This is a genomic window from Psychrobacter pocilloporae (assembly GCF_029872915.1).
Taxonomy (GTDB): Bacteria; Pseudomonadota; Gammaproteobacteria; order Pseudomonadales; family Moraxellaceae; genus Psychrobacter; species Psychrobacter pacificensis.
The window spans coordinates 1,963,545-1,982,719 of sequence record NZ_PGFT01000001.1; the positions used below are offsets into that span (position 1 = coordinate 1,963,545).

A 19,175-nucleotide genomic window follows, 5' to 3' on the forward strand; every position below is an offset into this window, starting at 1 on the left:
CCTTCACGCTAAATTTTCATAGCATGAAGGGTTTTTTAATGCGTGGCGCTTTTTAGTAATCCACGGTATAGCTCAAGCCGTAAGTTGTCCCTGAAGCAGGCAAACGGTTTAAATCGCCAAAGGTCGTTTGATGATACACGGTCTGATAGTCTTTGTTTAAGATATTATACACGCCGTAGCCCATACGGCCGACAGGCAGTTTGACTTGCCCAAGCACATCAAAGGTCGCATAGCCTGTTAATGGCTGCGCACTCGCGTCTGGGTCGTTCTGTTGGTCCTTATAAGCCTTGTCGCTACCGCCGACTGCCAGCGCTTGCAAGCGAATATTGCTGCCTTCGCTAAAGTTATACTGCGCGTATGCCGTGCCTTTGAGTGGCGTCAGGCGTACTGCATCCAGCTCCAGCCAGTCGCCGTCTTTTTTGTATTGCCCGCGGGTATAGGCAAGGCTGCCGCCAAACTGCCAGTCTTTGTTCAAATCATGCGTGAGCGAGGCTTCAGCGCCGTAAATACGTTCGTCCGTATCGACGACTTCAACGGTATAGTCGTTGGTAAAGCGTACGGTTTTGTCTGAGTCGTTATAAAAACCGCTAACCTTTGCGCTGGTATCACCGCGCTTACCTTGCCAGCCCAGCTCGTAGTTATTGATAGAAATGGGCTGAATATTGTCTGAGTTGACCACAAATCCAGCACGCACGTCACGTAAGGCGCGCTGCACGTCAGCCGTGGTAAAGCCTTGCGAGAAGTTAGCAAAGACTTGGTCATCATCGGTCAACTGATAGCTGGTACCAAGGTTAAACAGCACTTTGTCGTGCTTACTGCTACCCGCCTCAACCGCGCCTGCTTCGTAATCAATACCGTAAGCGTCAGCAATATCACTGATGCCATTGGTCGCAAAATAATCCGCCAATAGCTGCTCATAAATGGGCACAAAACGGTCGGTATCCGATTTGATGTTTTGATAGCGCACGCCAGCGCTGGTGTGCCATTTGTCGGTCATATCCACATCGGCATTGACGAACGCGCCCCATTTATCGATAGTGGTTTTTGGTCCGCCGTTATAGCTCAGACCATTACTTGTTGAAGTCAAGCCATTACTTGCAAGAAAAGTAGTCAGGTCTTGGCCATAATAGGTCTGCTCACTCTCTTCACGTTCAAAATCCGCGCCATAGCTGAACAAAGTATTTTTACCCATGACATCGGTTTCAGTCTGCATAGCGGCGCGCAGTCCCATCACCTCAATATCCGCTTCAGACTGCGTAACTACGACCGATGCACCCAATAGCTTTCCTAAGGTGTCTGCATCGGTTAAACCATTATTTACCCAAACGTCTTTGGCTTGACTAGTAAATGATTTTCCTGACGGATAAAAGCGTGCTTTTTCGTCACGATAATAGCCTGTCAGACTTAGGTTAGAACCCAAAAAGTCACTGTCATTATAGTTTAGGTTGACCGAGCTTTTGGTATTGTAGGGTTGATTTTCGATTTTAGCACCGTCAATAGCACGCAATGAAGGCGTAGTTCCTTCTTGGAGCACGGATAGATTATCCCCATAATCAACGCCATAATCGGTGTCTTGCTCGCTGTCATAATAGGTCGCCGCAAGATTCATGGTCTTGGTATCGCTAATATCAAAGCCAAGGTTGGCGTTGACGCTAATAGTATCGGTGTCTTGGTTGTCGGTTTGGTTGGCATCAGGGCTGATGCGGTCGCCATGACTGTCAAACTTGCCACCTGTGGTCTCGTAGTCTACATCGACATTACCATACACGCGCTCGCCGCCGTAGCCGATGCTTTGTCCCACATGATAGCCGAGCGAGTCGGATTTAAACTCGCGGCTGCTGTTAATGCCAAGGCGCGTCTGTCTTGTCAAGCCATAACCTGCCGTTGATTTGGTCACGATATTAATCAGACCGCCTGCTGCCCCCGCGCCATAGATGCTGGTCGCACCTGAGAGCACTTCGACGCGCTCAATTTGCTCAGGGTCGATGCTGTTTAGCTCGCGTGATAAACTGCGCGAGCCAGATAATGGCACGCCGTTGAGCAAATACTGTACAGGACGCCCGTGCATGGTCGTGCCGTAGTTACTGACCGAGCCGCTACTCACGCCAAGGCTGGGCACGAGCTGGGCTAAGATGTCCCCAACCGTGCGGTTACCTGTCGCCTGCGCCTGAATGTCCGCCTCATAAATCACTTGCGTGACAGCAGGCATTTCACTAATTTTCTGTGCCAGCGCTGTGCCTGTTTTGGCATTGGCACTAACTGTAATAGCATCTAAAGTCACACTAGGTACATCGCTTGATGATGCATTCGAGGTCGCCGCAGCGGTGGCCTGCACACCTGATGCACTTTGCACTGAATTGGCATTGGTTTGGGCGTATAACTGCTGGCTGATACAAAGGGTAAGAAGAGATAGAGCAACGTGATGGTGGCTTTTCATAATTACTTCACTTAGGTTGTTTCACTTAATTGGATAGGTGGACAGTGATATGCGTTATATTTAGCAAATGATACTGTGTGTACTAACTTTGTAAATGATATTCTAAATGATAATGATTTTTATTTCTATAAGTATTTACAAATAGGTTTTTATAAGTAGCGAGTGACCATGTTGACTGACTTACTGCAATTACCGTCCGTTTCTTTGGTAAATTTGGCGAAATGGTTAGACAGTGACATAAGCGGCTTGTCTCAAAGTTTGTTCAAATAAATAGATAAAAGGGATAAGCCTTCAAGCAGATCGTCATTGACACCGGTAATCTACATACTGCCCAACTATGAAGTTGATCGTTATGGCGCGCGGGGTAATTTGCAGGCAGAAGGAAGTGTGAACAATAGCATCAACGCGATTATTACCAGTATTTCTTGGATAGCGCTTGCTATGCCAACATCACTACCTGCGGCTAGTAGCTGCGCGCTTCGACTATGGATATAAAGGGTTGTCAACGTGATAACGATGGTAGAGATGATACGGCGACTGATATTATTGAGTGCAGCTCCCTCAGTGACCGAGTCTTTAGGTAAGCTACTAAAACCCACTGTGGTGGTTGGCAGATACGCCAAACCCACGCCGACACCGCGCACACTCATCGTCAATATGAGTAGCCAAAGTGTGGGCTGGTACAAACACCATGCGAGCATCAAAGTAGACAGCGCACTAATCGTGATACCCGCCATACCAACCCCTCGCGCACCGCGTTTGTCTACCCGCTTGCCAGCATAATACGTGGTGATACTGGCGACGAGCGTCGCAACCATCAGAACGACGCCTGTCCATAAAGCGCTTTCACCCATCACCTCTTGAATCAATATCGGCAATAATAAAAGACACAGCATCAAGCCTACTGTTTGGGTGATACTAATGACATTACTGTGCAAATAAGTTTTATTGTCGAACAAACCCACATTTAGCAACGGATGGCTCTGACGACGCTCATACGCCCACCAAGCCACGGCTGACAGCAAAAATAAAATAGACAATGCGCCTAATGCCACTATTTTTAACAAATCATCGCGGCTTGAGATACCGTGAGTAAAATCTATTTTGAGGGTGCTCAGCCAAATCATCATCGCCAGTAGCCAGATGATCAAACTGACAAACCCTACCGTATCAAAAGGGCTTGCGGTGTCATGCGTGCCTCTATCAAGTTCAGGTATCAATCGCCACACCATCGCCATAACGATCACACTAAGGGGTAATGTAACGGCAAACAGTGTCCACCATGCAAACTGATCAACCAAATAAGCACCAATCAAAGGACCAAATGCCAAGGACATCATAATAACGATGCCCCATAGCGCCATTATCCTACCGTGCTGCTGCTTTGGGTAAATCTGATACAGCATACCAATTGAGAGCGGAATAATCAGCCCACCACTCAGCCCTTGTACGGCTCTCGCCATGATGACAAAGCTCATATTAAACGCCATCATACCCATGACCGAACCGAGCATAAACCCAAGTACTGCCGCCAAATAGACTGGCTTAGAAGCAAACCTTTTGTTTAAGTAACCGCTCAGCATGAGCCCCACACTCATGGCCAACACATAAGCATTTAGTACCCAGCCGCCAAGCACGATATCGACGTCAAACACTGACATAAATACAGGAATGGCTGGGTTGAGCGCGCTGTTACTAAAGCTGATGACCGTACCAGCGAGCAATAAGGTCACTAGTACCCGCCGTACTTGCTCATCGCTCAAGCGCTGATCCCTGCTATTTTTATGAGCGTCATTCATAAGCGCTTGATTGTTGGTTCATCGTTTCATAAAAAGACAAACTAACCATTAGCGGTGGTTGGCACTTTACGAATAAGCCATAAGAAATAGCCACCGCCAATGATAGCGGCAACCGTACCAGCAGGCAGCTCATAAGGAAACATCACATACCGCCCGATCCAGTCCGCCATTACCATAACCCCCGCGCCTAAGAGAGCAGCCAGCAGCAATTGGCGCTCAAGTTTGACAGCGCCAAGAGACGTCGCCAAATGCGGTACCATCAGCCCAATAAAACTCAAAGGACCCACCGCAAGCGTGCTCGCGGTACTAAGGGCAGCAACGAGCGCCAGTAGTGATAATGTCACGGGGGTCACTGCCACACCCAAATTACGTGCCACACCCGTCCCTAGACCAAGAACACGTAAGGGTTTGACAATCAATAAGCTAAGTACCAATAAGATAAGCGCAATGCCCATCAGATACCATACTGTACTAGGCTGCGCACTATAGGTAGTGCCTGATAGCCAACTGAGCATCGCCTCAAGACGCGGGTCACCTGAGAGCTTGACCATGTGCATGACCCCATCCATCATGGCAGCGATACCAATACCGACTAACAGCAAATAGCCTGAGCTGACTCTACGTGCCAGCCACATAATCAACAGCAGCACCGCCATCGCACCTGACAGTCCTGAAATCAGTAACGTACCTGCGCCAGCAGAGAGTCCCAAAATGGGTAATAATAAAAATCCTAAAATAACCCCAAGCGCCGCGCCTGAGCTGACCCCTAAGACCTCAGGACTGGCCATAGGGTTACGCGTTAGCGTCTGTAATAATACGCCTGCGACCGCAAGCATCATCCCTGTTGCCGCCGCGCTCAAGCTACGAGGCAGACGATACTGCTGTGTCAGCGCCCAATCAGTACTAATTCCCCAACCATTGATATCCTGTACAAAAAGACAAGCCAACATTATCGTGATGATAACTCCAACGCTCCATCGCCAAAACACAACGGTCTTATTTTGACCGCTCATCATAGGGGTGATGGTTTCTATCCGATCGCGGCGCTGGCGCAAAATCAGCCAAATAATCAGTGGCGCTCCTAAGATTCCCGTCATGGCACCAGCGGGAATTTGCATCCCCAGTATAGGCTCAAGCAATAAGGCAACGTTACTGGTCAATAGCAATAACAATGCACCCAGCCCAAATGCCGTGACCAAGCGCTTACCAATGGACGAGATACCTAGCGCATTGACCAAGCTTGCGGCACCAAGCCCTATAAAACCAATCAGCCCAACCTCACTGATGACTAGTGCGGTCACCACCGCCACAATGACGACCACTAAGGCGCGAATACCATTGATAGGCACGCCCAAACGTTTGGCTTGTGAGTCGTCTAAGCTCATCAGTGTCAGCGGCTTCAATAAAGGCAGGCAGGCTATCGCCGCCAAGGTCGCTGTGATCATCAGCGCTCGACTGCTATCCCAGCTGCTTTGTGCCAAAAACCCAGCCGCCCATGACAACATACCGTTGCTTCTTTCAGCAAAAAATAACACCAATACATTGGCAACAGCGGCAAGCAAGATATTGACGACCAGACCTGCCAGTATCAGAATCAGCGGATTGAAGCGACTAGGCGCGGACAAGGCAAACACCAAGCCCATACTCATGATGGCACCGACAAAGGCCACGTAGAGACCACCATAAATAGCCAAACTCGGCAAAAATAGCGTCACAATCAACATAGCCAACTGAGCACCGATTCCGACTCCCAAAGTGGTGTCTGATGCCAATGGATTTTTGACCAACTGTTGTAATAAAATACTGACTACGCCTAATAATCCACCTGCCAATAGCGCCACCACACTGGTCGCAACCAAATGAAGCTGAGTCGCCATACTGGCAATATCAAGCTGCAAACTTGGTAAAAATAGCTCACTGAGTGGGCGTGTCCATTCTCGCTCTAATAGTGCCCAGCCACTGCATGCGGACAAAACCACCAATCCTATAAAAATCACCCACAATCGCCAAGACGCACTGCTCACGACAGACGACGGAGGCTGAGATGGATGTGGTGGTGGCTTGGGCGATGAGGTCATCACAGTTGCCGTATGTGAGGAGGACGTGGAGCTTAGGCTATTAGCGCTACTGGTGTTGCTGGCACTGCTCGCATGATTGGTATGAATAGTCATTATATCGCGCCACCTGTTAACGAAACCGTGGATAAATTATTGGCCAAGCTGACCAATGACGACATCCCGCCATATATCCAGACTGGCGGCAACTCCGCCATACAGCGGCGCTCACCATAGCCCAAACGCTGCCATACCAAACTGTCATTAATCTCAGCTCTGGTGATGGGACTGAGTGGGTCGATGATCAGCAGGCAAGTCTCATCATCTAACTGCGCCAAATCACCCATTCGTATCGGTACAAACCCCCACTGATTGCCCTCCCCTAAAACCACAAGCTCTTTGCCCATCTGTTCTAATGCCACCTTAAACAGGCTGTTATCAACATACATGCGCATGTTATTGGCATCCGCAAACTGGACGACCGCGAACTTTTTGATTATTGGATAGCGCTGCTGAAACTGCTGACTGGCAAGCTGTATGTCTTTTTGACTTTGTACAATATAGTCTTCAGCCATCTTGGGATTATCAATCAATGCACCAAGCGCGCGCGTCGGCTCCGTATAGTCAGCCCACGTTGCCGCTTTTCCTTTTGCCGCAAACATCACCGACTGCGCAGGCACATCACCGTATAAGCTACGGGCATGCTCATAAAAAGCGTTATCTATGACCATATCAACAGGAAGCTGTGCAACCAGCTCAGCATTGGGCTGATAACGAATCCCAATATCGGTGGTTGCTGCTGGGAGATGGGGGCGCCCCACCCATCTGTCCCACACTCTGATATCACCAGTGGCAATCGGTGCATGACCCATCGCCGTCAGCGTTGCAGCATTACCCCAATCAGGGGAGACGATATTGATACGGTCACTATCAATACGGTCACTATGGCTGTTTGCTGTTTCGGTAATATCTTTGGGAGGTGATGTGTCAAAGTGAGTAATAGCTTTGTCAGATGCTGAGTGACTACAAGCGGTCAACGTTAGACAGACTAATATTATAAAAGCTAAAAGCGTCTGCCACTTGCGTACTGTTATTGGCGTCACTGACGCTGGCATGAGTATCGAGCGCTTGAATGATTCGTATTGATAAAAAATAGAAAACATAGGAGCATATCTTTTTAGGCGAGTTTGGGTGAAAGAGAAGCGATCTGATGTCAAGCAACTGCAACAGGCTGCCCAGTAATGGGATGACTGAGCAGCTGCATATCCACATTAAAAATATCGTATAATACCTCAGATTGCATCGTACTTTTGATAGTGCCATTGTGGCAAACTCGGCCGTTTTTTAGCGCAATGATTCGATCCGCATACTGCGCTGCCAGATTGATATCATGAATAATAATCACCACACTCAAGCCCTGCTCATCTACCAAGCGGCGGATAAGCTGAATGACCTCAATCTGATAATGCATATCTAATGCAGCGAGCGGCTCATCAAGCAGTAGATACTTGGTATCTTGCGCCAAGCACATCGCAAGCCAAGCACGGGCACGCTCACCGCCTGATAGCGTCGATGTAATGCGATCAGCAAATGCTTCGGTTTGGGTTACCTTTAGCGCTTGATCAACTTTATCTCTATCCATTTGGGTTGGCTTTTGTAGCCACTTTTGATGCGGATAGCGTCCGAGCATCACAAGCTCACGCACGGTAAATCCAGCGGCGTCAGGTAGTTGCTGTGGCAGATAAGCCATATGACGTGCCAGCTCCTTACTGCCGTAATCATTGATGCGAGTATCATCTAAGGTAATACTACCGCTACTACTCGCCATTTCCCCTGCCAATGCCTTAATCAGAGTCGACTTTCCTGAACCATTGTGTCCAACTAGCGCCACCAACTGCTTGATATCAATCTCGCAGCTCACGTTATCTAGTAAAGTATTCCCTTGTCGACTGATGGTCAGTTGGTTTGCACGTAACATATAGGCACTCATTATTGATAAAAATCAAAATTGATAAAAAGTAAAAAATTGGCGTCGATGATGCTTATAGTTTTGAAACAAAAGCGACAATAAAAGAGGATTTTACTCGTAAACGATAATAAAAACAATTATCATTAACCAACTAGACGTTTTATCTCCTCACTTATCATCTGCTTATGAGTATCAATATGGCTAATATCTTCCTATCTTCTGCATATAATACCTATGATCAAGACAAACCATATACTTCCTTAAACACTCCTGAACTAAACGACATCATCACCTATATCAACGAAGAGCATCTAGATGAACTATTAGGGTTTTTAAACGCATTTACTCCTATATCCACTGCTGAATTGGATAATATAGAGGTGAAATTAACCACCGTTTACGCTGAAGGCCTTGAGTTACAAGTACAGACAAAAAATACAGAATCTCCATCTACCAATGCTCAAAATCACCCTGAACAGAGTCAGACTTTTTTTATTGCCTTTCCTGCAGCCATTACGCATCCTGATGAGCTACAAATTCAATATATTGCACTCAAACAAAAAGCGGATAAAAAGCTGGGTAAAAAAACGATTAAACTGACCAAGCAAGTATTTGATGTGCAAGACAGTTATAGAGTCAGCAAAAATATGCTGCGCCTTGAACTGAACATGCCCACGTTGAATAATACTAACGGCACATCAAACCCGACCTCAGTACCCATCAACGAGGCAGGTTACGCGTATTTATTTGATTTAGAGCACAATGCATTGATTAAAGACACAACAGCTGACAATATTGATGACAGCAAAAATACCTCACGCCTTGCTCGATCTCATTGTTATTACACCTTAAGAAAAGCATGGCATACCCCTGCTGGCATACAAGCGTGGGTCGATGTTTTCTTGCATGGCAATACACCGGGCGGTAATTGGGCCAACTCACTACAAGCAGGTGATACCGTAGTGACCAAAAGGGAGTTTCCTGAAAAAATTGAGCATTTGCGTGACGGTCAAGCGTTACTGATCGCTGATGAAACGTCTATGCCAACTGTCGCGAGATTACTCGAGCTATGGGAAAACCCAACACCGCCGTTAGTTGTTAGTGTCACACAAAACGCGGCGGATCAACGTTATTTTGATACCGTAAAAATACGTAGTGGTATTGATGGCAGCATAACTAATCGTATTGACAGCAATAGTGAGCGCACTACCAAGAATACCGTTAAAGACAACTTTACTGTCCTTCCCATCGTCACCGATCAGCAATGCTCAGGACAGCATTTAGCACCCTTAATCGATAATACGATAGGCAATTATTTGATAGATCAACCTATAAAAATTGATAAAGTCTGGGGTGCATTAGAGGCAAGCACTGTCAAGGCACTACGGCCCATGCTTAGAGAGCGGCTTGATCTTAGCCGCGCAGAGGTGGTGATAAAGGTTTATTGGCGTCAGGATTAAATCCATAAGATATGGCTTGTTGACCGCAACAATCGAGCTGAAGAGGACAGTTTTTTAGCATTCTTATGCCTAGCATTCACCACTGACCTGTTCATGACTAAGGTTTGTAGCAGCAAAGCATTGTACGCTATAGTCTTTATTCAAGACCTTATTATGGCAGTAGTTCTCGCAAGAGACACCGCAGTTCAATATAAAGAGCTTATCTTTACTACCAAAAGCGGCATAAATACTACCAGGATGCATATTGATGACGTCTTGCAGATTGCGCATCGAGGTTGCGTGATAGCCTTTTTCCCAATAGAGATTTTTTGCTTTTTCGCTCACATCCTCGCGATTGAACTTTATCGCAGCACTCATAGTGTTTACCTTAATCACTTTGCCTCAAAATCTATTTTAAGGCAAAGTTTGTAGAACCAATATTAGCTGCTGTTTTTAATCACTTTTTTATTATAAAGCTTTTTACGTCTCTTTGCTGTTATTAGGGCGTGCTGAACATTCAACCATGGCACTGACAGAGGCTATTTTTTAGGCGATTCGCAGGTAAAAATAGTGAGTATAGTCATTCTATACGTGTATTTTTAGCAATGAAGCGGCAAAAAAGAGCCCTGTCATTTCAGGCTGATGCTTTATCGATCCAGCCCCATGCGGAGATATCAGCGATTGAATACTCGTCTCTAACCAAATACTCACAGCCTTCCAGATGGGTGTCGAGCACTTCGTAATGACGCTCAGCCTCACGAAGATAGCGGTTCATCGCATAGGGGATTTTTTCTGGCGCCTTGTGTCTAAAATGCACAGACTGACCATAATAAGGGCCCAGACCAGTTGCTAAAAACATCAACCATGAGAGCATCTCGCTACGATCTTCTGGCTGTCCTTATCAGAATGCTTATATTGAACGGTTTAATCGCAGTTACCGCAATGAGGTTTTAGACTGTTATTTTTTTAATAATTTAAACGAGGTTAGTAAGCTGACTGAAGACTGGATCAAGGTTTATAACACTGAAAGATCCCATGATTCACTTAATGATATGACACCTGCCGAGTACAGGCAGGTGGCTTAATTATTCTACAATGATGTTGTGTTAAGAATGGGGTATTTACAAGGTCATGCCTTGGTACGCTTTTTTATGGCAAAAATAATACTTTTCACTAAAGGTGCTGTGTATTATTTGTTGTTAACACTCGTACACTAAGATTTATTTCTGCTAAAATCATGCAGTAATATTATCAATACCTCATCACTGGTCTAAGAAAAAGGACTTACTATGCGATTGAAATCAGTCGTTCAAAAACTACATGAACGCGCCCCAAAATTGGGTAAAGCCGCATCACTCACCACAGCCACGGGTGTGATTACCTTTAATAGCATCTTGGCAGGACCTCCTGTATGGATAATGGGCGCCGCCAAAGCCTTCACGGGTGCTGCTATCGCTGACAAAGCCGTTATCGATGTCACCAATTACTGGATCAATAGCAATAATGCAGTCATCGACAATATCCTACCACGTAAAGACTGGCGTATCAGCTTGCCTGATGATGTACACACAGATGGTCAATACCTACTGATCAGCAACCACCAATCGTGGGTCGATACCAGCATCATGCAATATATCAGTGAAAAGCGCCTACCATTGACGCGCTTTTTTACCAAGTTTGAGCTCATCTATATTCCAGTGATTGGGCAGGCTTTCTACTTTCTCGACTTCCCTATGATGCGTCGACATTCTAAAGAAGCCATTGCCAAAAACCCTGCTTTAAAGGGTAAAGACATCGAAGAGGCCAAACGAGCCTGTGCGCTATTAAAGGACAAGCCTTTTACTTTGCTAAATTATTTGGAAGGAACGCGCTTCACCCCTAGCAAACGTGACAAACAAAACTCACCATATAAGCACTTGCTCAAGCCCCGTGCTGGCGGATTATCACTTGCTTTGAGTGCCCTAGGCTCAGAGATCGACGGTATCTTGGACATGACGATTGTCTACCCTGATGGCATACCCACTTATAGTGACTTATGGAAAGGCAACATCAAACGGTTAGGCGTCGATGTGCGTCATATCGAGATACCTGAAGACTTATTTACGGCAATTAAAAATGGTGGTTATGAAACAGATGACACGGTAAAAGCGCAGATGTTTGACTGGGTTGAGCAGGTATGGCACAAAAAAGACCAGCTGATCACAGAGATGCTGGCTGACTTTGAGCATGAAGCTCCGATGAAAGAGGCTTAGTCTACAAACAGATAGTTCAACAGACTGAGTAAATTCTTTATACCAATAATGCTTAGTATTTGATAACCTCGAGGTGTTCTGCGCGTGTACTAATATATAGTAGAGCCTTTTCTGCCAATGGTGTAAAAACACGCTAATACCATGCCTCAAAACGAAATGCGTAATCGTCACCCTATTGAAAAAAAGTGGGCACAGGCTAAGTTTCTACGACAAGGGTGAATAAAGAATAAACTACCTAAACTGTTCAATGATATGAGCTGTGCTAATTTTATTATGGATTGACTATAAGACATGGATAGAAGAAATCGACTATTTTTAGAAGCGGACTTGTGATGTTGTATAAGAAAGGGCTGTATTGATATAGAGCCGTTTATCTGGCTTGAGACGAGGTGATACGTTATATAAATCAGCTAAATAGGTCACTTCATGCTGGCGCTAACCATTCAAATTGATGAGTCAAATTAATAAGCAATCAGGCTCAATCCGTGATTAGCAATCAGCGCAGTGTTATTGATCATAGGTCTTTAGGCATCGTCTGGCTTGTCTCCGATGACTTGGCTGAGATGCCCTGTTTTTAGATATATCGTCGCGCCCTCTCGTCCTGCTGTGATTTGCGCGTACTCACCTGCAGGCAGACGTAACCACCCCCAACGCTGATAGACTCGGTCATCATCTACCAGCTCGCCTGCAATGACTAACAGCTCTGCGCCATTAAGGATTGGCTCATTGAATAACAACTCTCCTGCCTCTATACGTTGCAAGCTCACCTGCTCGACATCATCTGAGAAAAGAGGACAAACGTCACGGTCACCTTGTCGCTGCCAATTGGCGCTATCGTGAGTGTCGATAGCCACATGCTGCGCTTCATCAGGTGACATCTGCCGTAGTTTAACGAAAATCACTGCGCCTTCATCACTATAAGGCCTATGACCGGATGCTGGTGGATTGCGCACGTACCAACCTGCCGGATAATGGGTATCGTCTGCAGAAAAAGTCCCTGACAGTACGAGTATCTCCTCGCCGCCGGGATGCAAGTGGTGCGGAAAATAAGAGTTCGGTGCATAACGTACTAGGCTCGTCGCACGAGCCTTCTCTTCACCGATGCGGTCAAGCATCACTCGCTCCACGCCATTCTGTGGTGATTTGACCCACCCGTGGTCTTCAGGTGCTAGCGAAGCACGACGTGAAAAATCTGCATTGATACGCATAAGGGGTTCCAAAGATAGAATGAGTGGCGTCAGCAAGTGAGCCGTTATGAGATATAGATTGGTTATCTAAAATATCGATAACCAACCCTCTTTATGAATATTGCGCTGCTGAGAGCGATACACTGATCGCTCGTGTCTCGAACAAGGCACGGCCTTAATTTAGTGTCGCTTTATCGAAAAACAAGCGACTCATGACAATTTATTAATGCATCCATTAGCGTACCAAAATTACAGGGGATAAGGTACTTGCAATGATCTCTGTCGTTGTACTACCAAGAAACAACTGCTGCCATTTAGAGTGTCCATAAGCACCGACCACCATGATGTCAATATCGTTGTCGACTTGAAACGTTAATAACCCATCGACCGCATCAGAAGCAGACAGATGATGCGCCTCAACGATATAACCTGCATCTTCCAATTTTGCAGCAGCCGCGCTCATGCTTTGCTTGGCGGCTTCATTATAATTGCCGACCATCACGATGTGGCCTTTCAAACCTTTTAACAAAGGGCTTTTTGCGACCATCCATGCCGCTTTTATAGAGGTCTTGCTACCATCAAAAGCAATCATATATGAGCTAGGCTCTTTAAAGGTTTCTGAGCAAATCAGGATAGGGATATCCGATGCGCGAGCTACCGTTTCGATTTGGCTGCCGATATTGATGCGGCTATTTTTGTGGTCTTCGCCGCGGCGTCCCATGACGATCGCGCGATTTTCTTCTTTGAAATACTCGATGCTAGGAAGCAATTTACCATGACGTTGATAAATGCGCACATTGACATCCGCAAAGCTGTCTTTGATATGGCTTTTTGCATCTTGTACTAAGGCGTTGCTATAGCTATTGACGACTTTTGCCCTTTGCTCATCTAGCTGGGACAACTCATCTAATAAGAACTGGCGACTGTTGATCCCTATCGCTCCTGACAGATCTCGTCTCACTGAGGCAGGAATATCACTGACATGCAGCAATCCAACGGGCAAATTCAGTCTGCTGGCATACCATGCGGCATAGTCACAAACCGATTCAGTCACTGCTGAGCCGTCAATACAGGCTAGAATGTGCTGTGATGTTGTCATAATCTGTCCTTAGATATGTTATTTAATCCCATACAGCTTGTTATATATGACCAAGCTATGCCCATTGTTTGAGAGATGTTTATAAAAACTGCTCTCTTAATTTGATGATACCCAATTTGGTCGGTTTCATCCAGCGATGTACACGCTTTTGTAAAATCACAAACGTGCTAGCACTATTATTTTATATAGTTTACAAGAGTATTGTTTTAACACCCCGATGAACTCTGGTCATTGTCTAACCACAAGCGTTAGTAAAGTTTGCTACAATACCTCTTTTAGTATTTATGATGCAGTATTTAAGACTTACGTATCGTTATTTAGGTGATTGAATTATGGCAAAGAACGCCCTACAGGCTCAACTATTAAAGGCTGGATTGGTCGATAGTAAAAAAGCCAAAAAAATCAGCAAGCAAACGCAGCATGCTAAGCGTATTGGCGACTCAGAGAGTTTAGAGACCAAAAAAGCATTGGCAGAGGCTCAAGCGCAAAAGCTTGAGAAAGACCAAAAGCTCAATCAGCAAAAACAGCAAGCTTTAGAAGAAAAGGCGCTGAGGGCTAACATCATTCAAATGATTAAGCAGCATCAGATAGCCGATACGGATGGTGACGTTAGCTATCAATTCGTCGATGCGTCTAAAGTGAAAAAAATATCCATCACGCAAAAGCTATACGATCAAATCGTCGCCGGTCACGTGGTGATTGCACGATTAGAAGACGGCTACGCGCTCCTGCCGCGCCCACTCGCAGATCGTATCGATACAAAAATGGAAGGGTTTATGGTCGTGTCCAATGATACTGCTGAAGACACGCCAGAAGAAGATGATCCTTACGCCGCTTATGTGATTCCAGACGATTTGATGTGGTAATCACTTGCCTAATCGCTTAGCGAATTGAATAAGCCTACAAGCAAAACCCCTTCATAGAGCGACCATTCTATGAAGGGCTGCTTTTATTTGTGAGATGCTGATATAAATACCAGACAACGCAGCCCAAGCCCTATACTATAAAGGCAAGCGCTCTGACTGTTATCACAGTCGCGTCATCCATATTCGTATTGCTATGTTAGCGCATACCGCCGTTAGCGCACACCGTCAGCATTTGGATCATAAAGCGATAACGGTCGCCTTCACCAGACTATGAGGCCAGACCAATCATGATGAAAAGAATATTTTTAATACTATTTCTACTGATCGTAGTGGCCAGTTTTTTTTATTTTGATCTCAATCAATTATTGACGCTTGAGGGCTTAAAAGGATTGATGGCGCAGTTTGATGCGTATAAAACGCAGTCGCCATTATTGATTATTGATTATTGGTGGATTATTTTTACTTTATGTGGTCGTCACTGCTCTTTCCTTACCTAGCGCCACTATTTTGACGCTGGCCGCAGGCACGCTGTTTGGCTTAGCTCAAGGCTTACTCATTGCCTCTTTTGCTTCCAGTATCGGGGCAACGCTGGCTTTTTTGACCTCACGTTACCTGCTGCGCGACACTATCAAATCGTTGGGCCCTATCAATTCACTCATGTGGCGTCGCATCAAGGCTGGTACGCAGCGGTTAACGGCTTATTTGGAAATTTTAAAAATTCAAGGTCGATTACCGCGTGATTTCATGGACGATTTTCATTGATCCAGAAGTCGCTCGCGTGGGTTTGAATGAGCAAGAAGCAATCGGCAAAGGGCATTGATTTTGAAGTGACACGTTATGACTTTAAAGAGTTAGATCGCGCCATTACAGACAGCGTAGCTAAGGATTTTATTAAAGTCATCACCGCGAAAGGCAAAGATAAAACCCTAGGGGTGACGATAGTGGCTGAGCATGCTGGCGATTTAATGAGCGATTTTGTACTGGCGATGAAACATGGTTTGGGGCTCAATAAAATATTGGGTACAATTCATACCTACCCGACATGGGCGGAGGGCAACAAATACGTCGCTGGTGAATGGAAACGCAATCACGCCCCGACACGGTACTGAACTGGTTAGAAAAATACCACACATGGCGGCGCGGTTAGTTAGGCATTTACCGATAAGCAACCTGACTTGCAGAACAGGTTTGGACGCTAGCTATCAATAACGATATTAACAGCTAGGTACGAAGTTCTAAAACAGCCAATAAAACTAAGAGCGACTCAATCAGTCAGCAATTAGAAGACCGCTTGGGCATGACACTTTGCCATCGCGGTCGAGCAGGATTTAAGCTGACAGAGGATGGTGCGGCTGTCTATGAGGCATGTTTGGGCTTTACCGAATCGGTCGCAAGCTTTCAGCACCAGCTGCACTATATTAAGCAACTAGACTCAGTACACGGTGGACATATTAGGCTTTGCTTAATTGATCAGATGCCCAAGTTTTTTTATGACGCGCTTAGACAGCGCCTCGCCAGTAGCTACCGAGAAAACCCACTGATACACTTTTCTATCGATGTGCAAAGCCCTGAGAGCATGCTAGAAAAGCTCGTAAGTAACGAGAGTGACATTGGTGTGGGTTATTTTGGTAGCTTTCCGCCGTTACTGACGTTTCAGCCAGCATTTGTCGAAAAAAAGTGGTCTGCTGCGGACGCGAGCACAGGCTTTTTTATAACTCAGAAGGATTGACTTTTGAGGATTTGGAGCAAAATTATCCGTGGATAAAAAGGGGCTACGTGGTCGAGCATCATATCAATCATATCCGCCCCAAAACCTTGAGCGCCACCACTTATCACATGGAGGCAACTGCGCAGCTGATCCTTGCAGGCTATCATGTTGGCTACTTACCGCGTGATTTGGCGAGACGTTATGAGGGCATGGGACTGATGAAAATACTCCTGCCCAATGAAGCAAGCTACGACGTCGAGCACCACTGGGCGTATCGCGAGAATCAGCACAAGCAAGCCGCTGACTTTCTACATAAAATGATGAACTTACTATAAAAAGAATACGAATATCACTGCACTGCTACGGACGGTCGTTGATGCTTGAGACCAATGCTTCTAAGCTTACCTTTTTCGCCTACTTCTTTGATGACCAGTGACCACTCATCGTTCACCACAACTGTATCGCCTGAAACGGGTGCGGTACCTAAATGTGAGGTCACATACTCAGCGACTGTCTGCTCCCACATATCTTTGGTACTGTCTGCTTCGGTCGTTTTCAGCGTTTTTATCAAAGGTTTGGCGACCATGGCTTCTGAAAAAAATGGCAAATCTCCGAGTTTTACACTGGGTGATAGCAACCAATCACCATAAAAGTCATCAATAGCCTTACGATCTAACGTTGTGTCATTAAAAATCTTGGCAATTTTGCTCGCATGATTGCCGCGCATGGCGTACCAAACACTATCACCAAATTTTATTTTGGTCTGTTCATCGACGACGACGATTTGTTGACCGCGCACCAGCGCAAATACGCTGATTTCATCAGGGCTAATGCCTTTAGAGATACCCATAGGATGGCGGCCAATAGCAAATGCGCCTGATTGCGCCTCAAACTCGTATAAGGTAATACTCGCCTTATCCGATACCCAAACCTCGTGCTCTTCTTTGGGATCTTTATTGGTTGGAATACGTACCTTAAATAGATTCGCCATAGTAGGAATGGTCGTACCTTGCAGTATCAACGACAACACCACGACCCCAAACGCAATATCAAAGAGCATAAAGGCGTTATCTATCCCTGCCATGACGGGCAAAATCGCAAGGGTAATGGGCACCGCACCGCGCAACCCAACCCAAGAGATAAATCCAATCTCTCGATCTTTAAACTTAAATGGTTTCACGCTAGTATAGACCGCGATAGGACGGGCAATGAAGATCATGAACGCCGCTATCGCCACCGAATAATGCCAGACATTAAGAACGTTTGATGGCGTGACCAATAGCCCCAATACCACAAACAGTACCGCTTGCGACAGCCACGCAAAGCTGTCCATCACGCGCATAACATGCTCGGTTGAACGTACCTTGTGGTTGCCTATCAGCACCCCTGTCAGATACACCGCCAAAAACCCACTACCGCCAATCAAGTTGGTCGCAGCAAATACCGCCAAGCCCGCTGAGAGTATCAAAATGGCATACATGCCCTCTGCCAGATGTATCTTGGGTAATAACCGAGAGAGCAAATAACCAAAGAGCAAGCCCATGCCCAACCCAAAGCTCAGCTGTTGAAACAGTAAGACCAAAAAGCCAAATGCTGTCTGACCAGCAGGGTCGACGTTTAGAGCAATTAACCCCGTCACCAATAAAATGGCCAAGGGATCGTTGGCACCAGATTCTAACTCGAGCGTAGCTTGAACGCGGTCATTGAGCTTGACCCCGCCATTACGTAGTAGAGAGAATACAGCGGCCGCATCGGTTGAGCCAACAATCGCTGCCATCAATAGACCAAAACGCCAGTCGACATCGAGCAACCAAGTAACAAATACCCCGAGCACCAAAACCGTGACCAGTACGCCCCAAGTAGCCAAGGTGATCGCAGGTTTTAGACCGACCCGAAACGACTTAAAAGACGTACGTAGACCACCATCTAACAGGATACAAGCAAGCGCCGCTTGTCCCACAAAATTGGCCAGCCCATATTGAGAAAACTCAATACCTAAGATACCCTGCTCGCCTGCCAACATACCGACGATCAAAAACAGCAATAGCAAGGGCACACCCAAACGCGCCGATAACGTGCTCGCCATGATACTGGCGAAAATAAGTACTGCCCCTACGAGGTATAGGATATTCAAGGTATCCATTTTTTAAAACCCTGTTTTTTATCGTTATTGCATCAATATTGAATGAAGCATAATAGTACTTGATTGCGCAAATATTTCCGTTATCGCACTGTTATTAGATATCACGCCAGAGAGTTTGTCATCAGCAACGATTGTCAGAGCTATTAACATTGTCAGAGCCATTAACACAAGAAATTTACACTGATTCTATATCGGCATTAAGAGTAACATCTGCGACTAAAT

17 protein-coding genes and 1 pseudogene are annotated in these 19,175 nt (G+C 45.9%); 8 read left to right on the forward strand and 10 right to left on the reverse strand.

The window, feature by feature from the left end:
* Positions 1–52: 52 nt before the first annotated feature.
* The 5 genes from CUR83_RS08360 to CUR83_RS08380 form a co-directional block, all read right to left on the reverse strand.
* Positions 53–2,437: a TonB-dependent receptor gene (locus CUR83_RS08360; RefSeq protein WP_212564398.1), complete on the reverse strand. Its 2,385-nt coding sequence runs from the start codon at positions 2,435–2,437 to the stop codon at positions 53–55.
* A gap of 350 nt (positions 2,438–2,787) precedes the next feature.
* Entirely contained in the window at positions 2,788–4,236 is a 1,449-nt protein-coding gene (locus CUR83_RS08365; protein ID WP_071001794.1) for an MFS transporter, read from the reverse strand.
* Positions 4,237–4,277: 41 nt separating this feature from the next.
* Positions 4,278–6,407 carry a Fe(3+)-hydroxamate ABC transporter permease FhuB gene (gene fhuB / locus CUR83_RS08370; RefSeq protein WP_071001795.1) on the reverse strand — a complete coding sequence of 710 codons (2,130 nt, stop codon included), beginning with the start codon at positions 6,405–6,407 and terminating at the stop codon, positions 4,278–4,280.
* The gene (locus CUR83_RS08375; protein ID WP_227517176.1) at positions 6,407–7,453 is read right to left on the reverse strand and encodes a TroA family protein; all 1,047 of its coding nucleotides are present in this window, start codon (positions 7,451–7,453) and stop codon (positions 6,407–6,409) included. Before CUR83_RS08375 ends, fhuB begins: the two co-directional genes overlap by 1 nt.
* A 50-nt stretch (positions 7,454–7,503) precedes the next feature.
* Positions 7,504–8,268, reverse strand: a complete 765-nt coding sequence (locus CUR83_RS08380; RefSeq protein WP_058025721.1) for an ABC transporter ATP-binding protein — start codon at positions 8,266–8,268, stop codon at positions 7,504–7,506.
* A 188-nt stretch (positions 8,269–8,456) separates the two neighbouring features.
* On the opposite strand from CUR83_RS08380, the gene CUR83_RS08385 reads away from it, so the two are divergent.
* Positions 8,457–9,719 carry a siderophore-interacting protein gene (locus CUR83_RS08385; protein ID WP_071001796.1) on the forward strand — a complete coding sequence of 421 codons (1,263 nt, stop codon included), beginning with the start codon at positions 8,457–8,459 and terminating at the stop codon, positions 9,717–9,719.
* 69 nt (positions 9,720–9,788) lie between these two features.
* On the opposite strand, the gene CUR83_RS08390 is transcribed toward CUR83_RS08385, so the two are convergent.
* Positions 9,789–10,076 (reverse strand): TetR/AcrR family transcriptional regulator, encoded by a 288-nt coding sequence (locus CUR83_RS08390; protein ID WP_071001797.1) that lies wholly within the window; start codon positions 10,074–10,076, stop codon positions 9,789–9,791.
* 256 nt (positions 10,077–10,332) lie between these two features.
* On the reverse strand, positions 10,333–10,572 hold the full coding sequence (locus CUR83_RS08395; protein WP_228724572.1) for a glutathione binding-like protein: 240 nt from the start codon (positions 10,570–10,572) through the stop codon (positions 10,333–10,335).
* 16 nt (positions 10,573–10,588) lie between these two features.
* On the opposite strand from CUR83_RS08395, the pseudogene CUR83_RS08400 reads away from it, so the two are divergent.
* Together CUR83_RS08400 and CUR83_RS08405 are read left to right on the forward strand one after the other, a co-directional pair.
* Positions 10,589–10,783, forward strand: a pseudogene (locus CUR83_RS08400) (integrase core domain-containing protein); the annotation flags it as partial.
* Between the two features lie 204 nt (positions 10,784–10,987).
* Complete coding sequence (locus tag CUR83_RS08405; protein WP_071001798.1) at positions 10,988–11,950, forward strand: acyltransferase; 963 nt, start codon at positions 10,988–10,990, stop codon at positions 11,948–11,950.
* 524 nt (positions 11,951–12,474) lie between these two features.
* On the opposite strand, the gene CUR83_RS08410 is transcribed toward CUR83_RS08405, so the two are convergent.
* Entirely contained in the window at positions 12,475–13,158 is a 684-nt protein-coding gene (locus tag CUR83_RS08410; protein WP_284719445.1) for a cupin domain-containing protein, read from the reverse strand.
* 214 nt (positions 13,159–13,372) lie between these two features.
* Entirely contained in the window at positions 13,373–14,236 is an 864-nt protein-coding gene (locus CUR83_RS08415) for a universal stress protein (RefSeq protein ID WP_071001800.1), read from the reverse strand.
* A 332-nt stretch (positions 14,237–14,568) separates the two neighbouring features.
* On the opposite strand from CUR83_RS08415, the gene CUR83_RS08420 reads away from it, so the two are divergent.
* From CUR83_RS08420 to CUR83_RS08440, 5 genes are all read left to right on the forward strand, one after another.
* On the forward strand, positions 14,569–15,102 hold the full coding sequence (locus tag CUR83_RS08420) for a DUF2058 domain-containing protein (RefSeq protein WP_093068354.1): 534 nt from the start codon (positions 14,569–14,571) through the stop codon (positions 15,100–15,102).
* Positions 15,103–15,540: 438 nt separating this feature from the next.
* Positions 15,541–15,864: a TVP38/TMEM64 family protein gene (locus CUR83_RS08425; RefSeq protein ID WP_228724571.1), complete on the forward strand. Its 324-nt coding sequence runs from the start codon at positions 15,541–15,543 to the stop codon at positions 15,862–15,864.
* Positions 15,865–15,890: 26 nt separating this feature from the next.
* Positions 15,891–16,211, forward strand: a complete 321-nt coding sequence (locus CUR83_RS08430) for a hypothetical protein (protein ID WP_071001803.1) — start codon at positions 15,891–15,893, stop codon at positions 16,209–16,211.
* Between the two features lie 188 nt (positions 16,212–16,399).
* Positions 16,400–16,831: a type 2 periplasmic-binding domain-containing protein gene (locus CUR83_RS08435; protein WP_284719446.1), complete on the forward strand. Its 432-nt coding sequence runs from the start codon at positions 16,400–16,402 to the stop codon at positions 16,829–16,831.
* Positions 16,780–17,145 carry a LysR substrate-binding domain-containing protein gene (locus CUR83_RS08440; RefSeq protein WP_284719447.1) on the forward strand — a complete coding sequence of 122 codons (366 nt, stop codon included), beginning with the start codon at positions 16,780–16,782 and terminating at the stop codon, positions 17,143–17,145. The genes CUR83_RS08435 and CUR83_RS08440 overlap by 52 nt, the downstream gene beginning before the upstream one ends.
* A 14-nt stretch (positions 17,146–17,159) precedes the next feature.
* Here CUR83_RS08440 and CUR83_RS08445 read toward each other — a convergent pair whose 3' ends face one another.
* Positions 17,160–18,953 (reverse strand): potassium/proton antiporter, encoded by a 1,794-nt coding sequence (locus tag CUR83_RS08445; protein WP_284719448.1) that lies wholly within the window; start codon positions 18,951–18,953, stop codon positions 17,160–17,162.
* Positions 18,954–19,175: the final 222 nt, after the last annotated feature.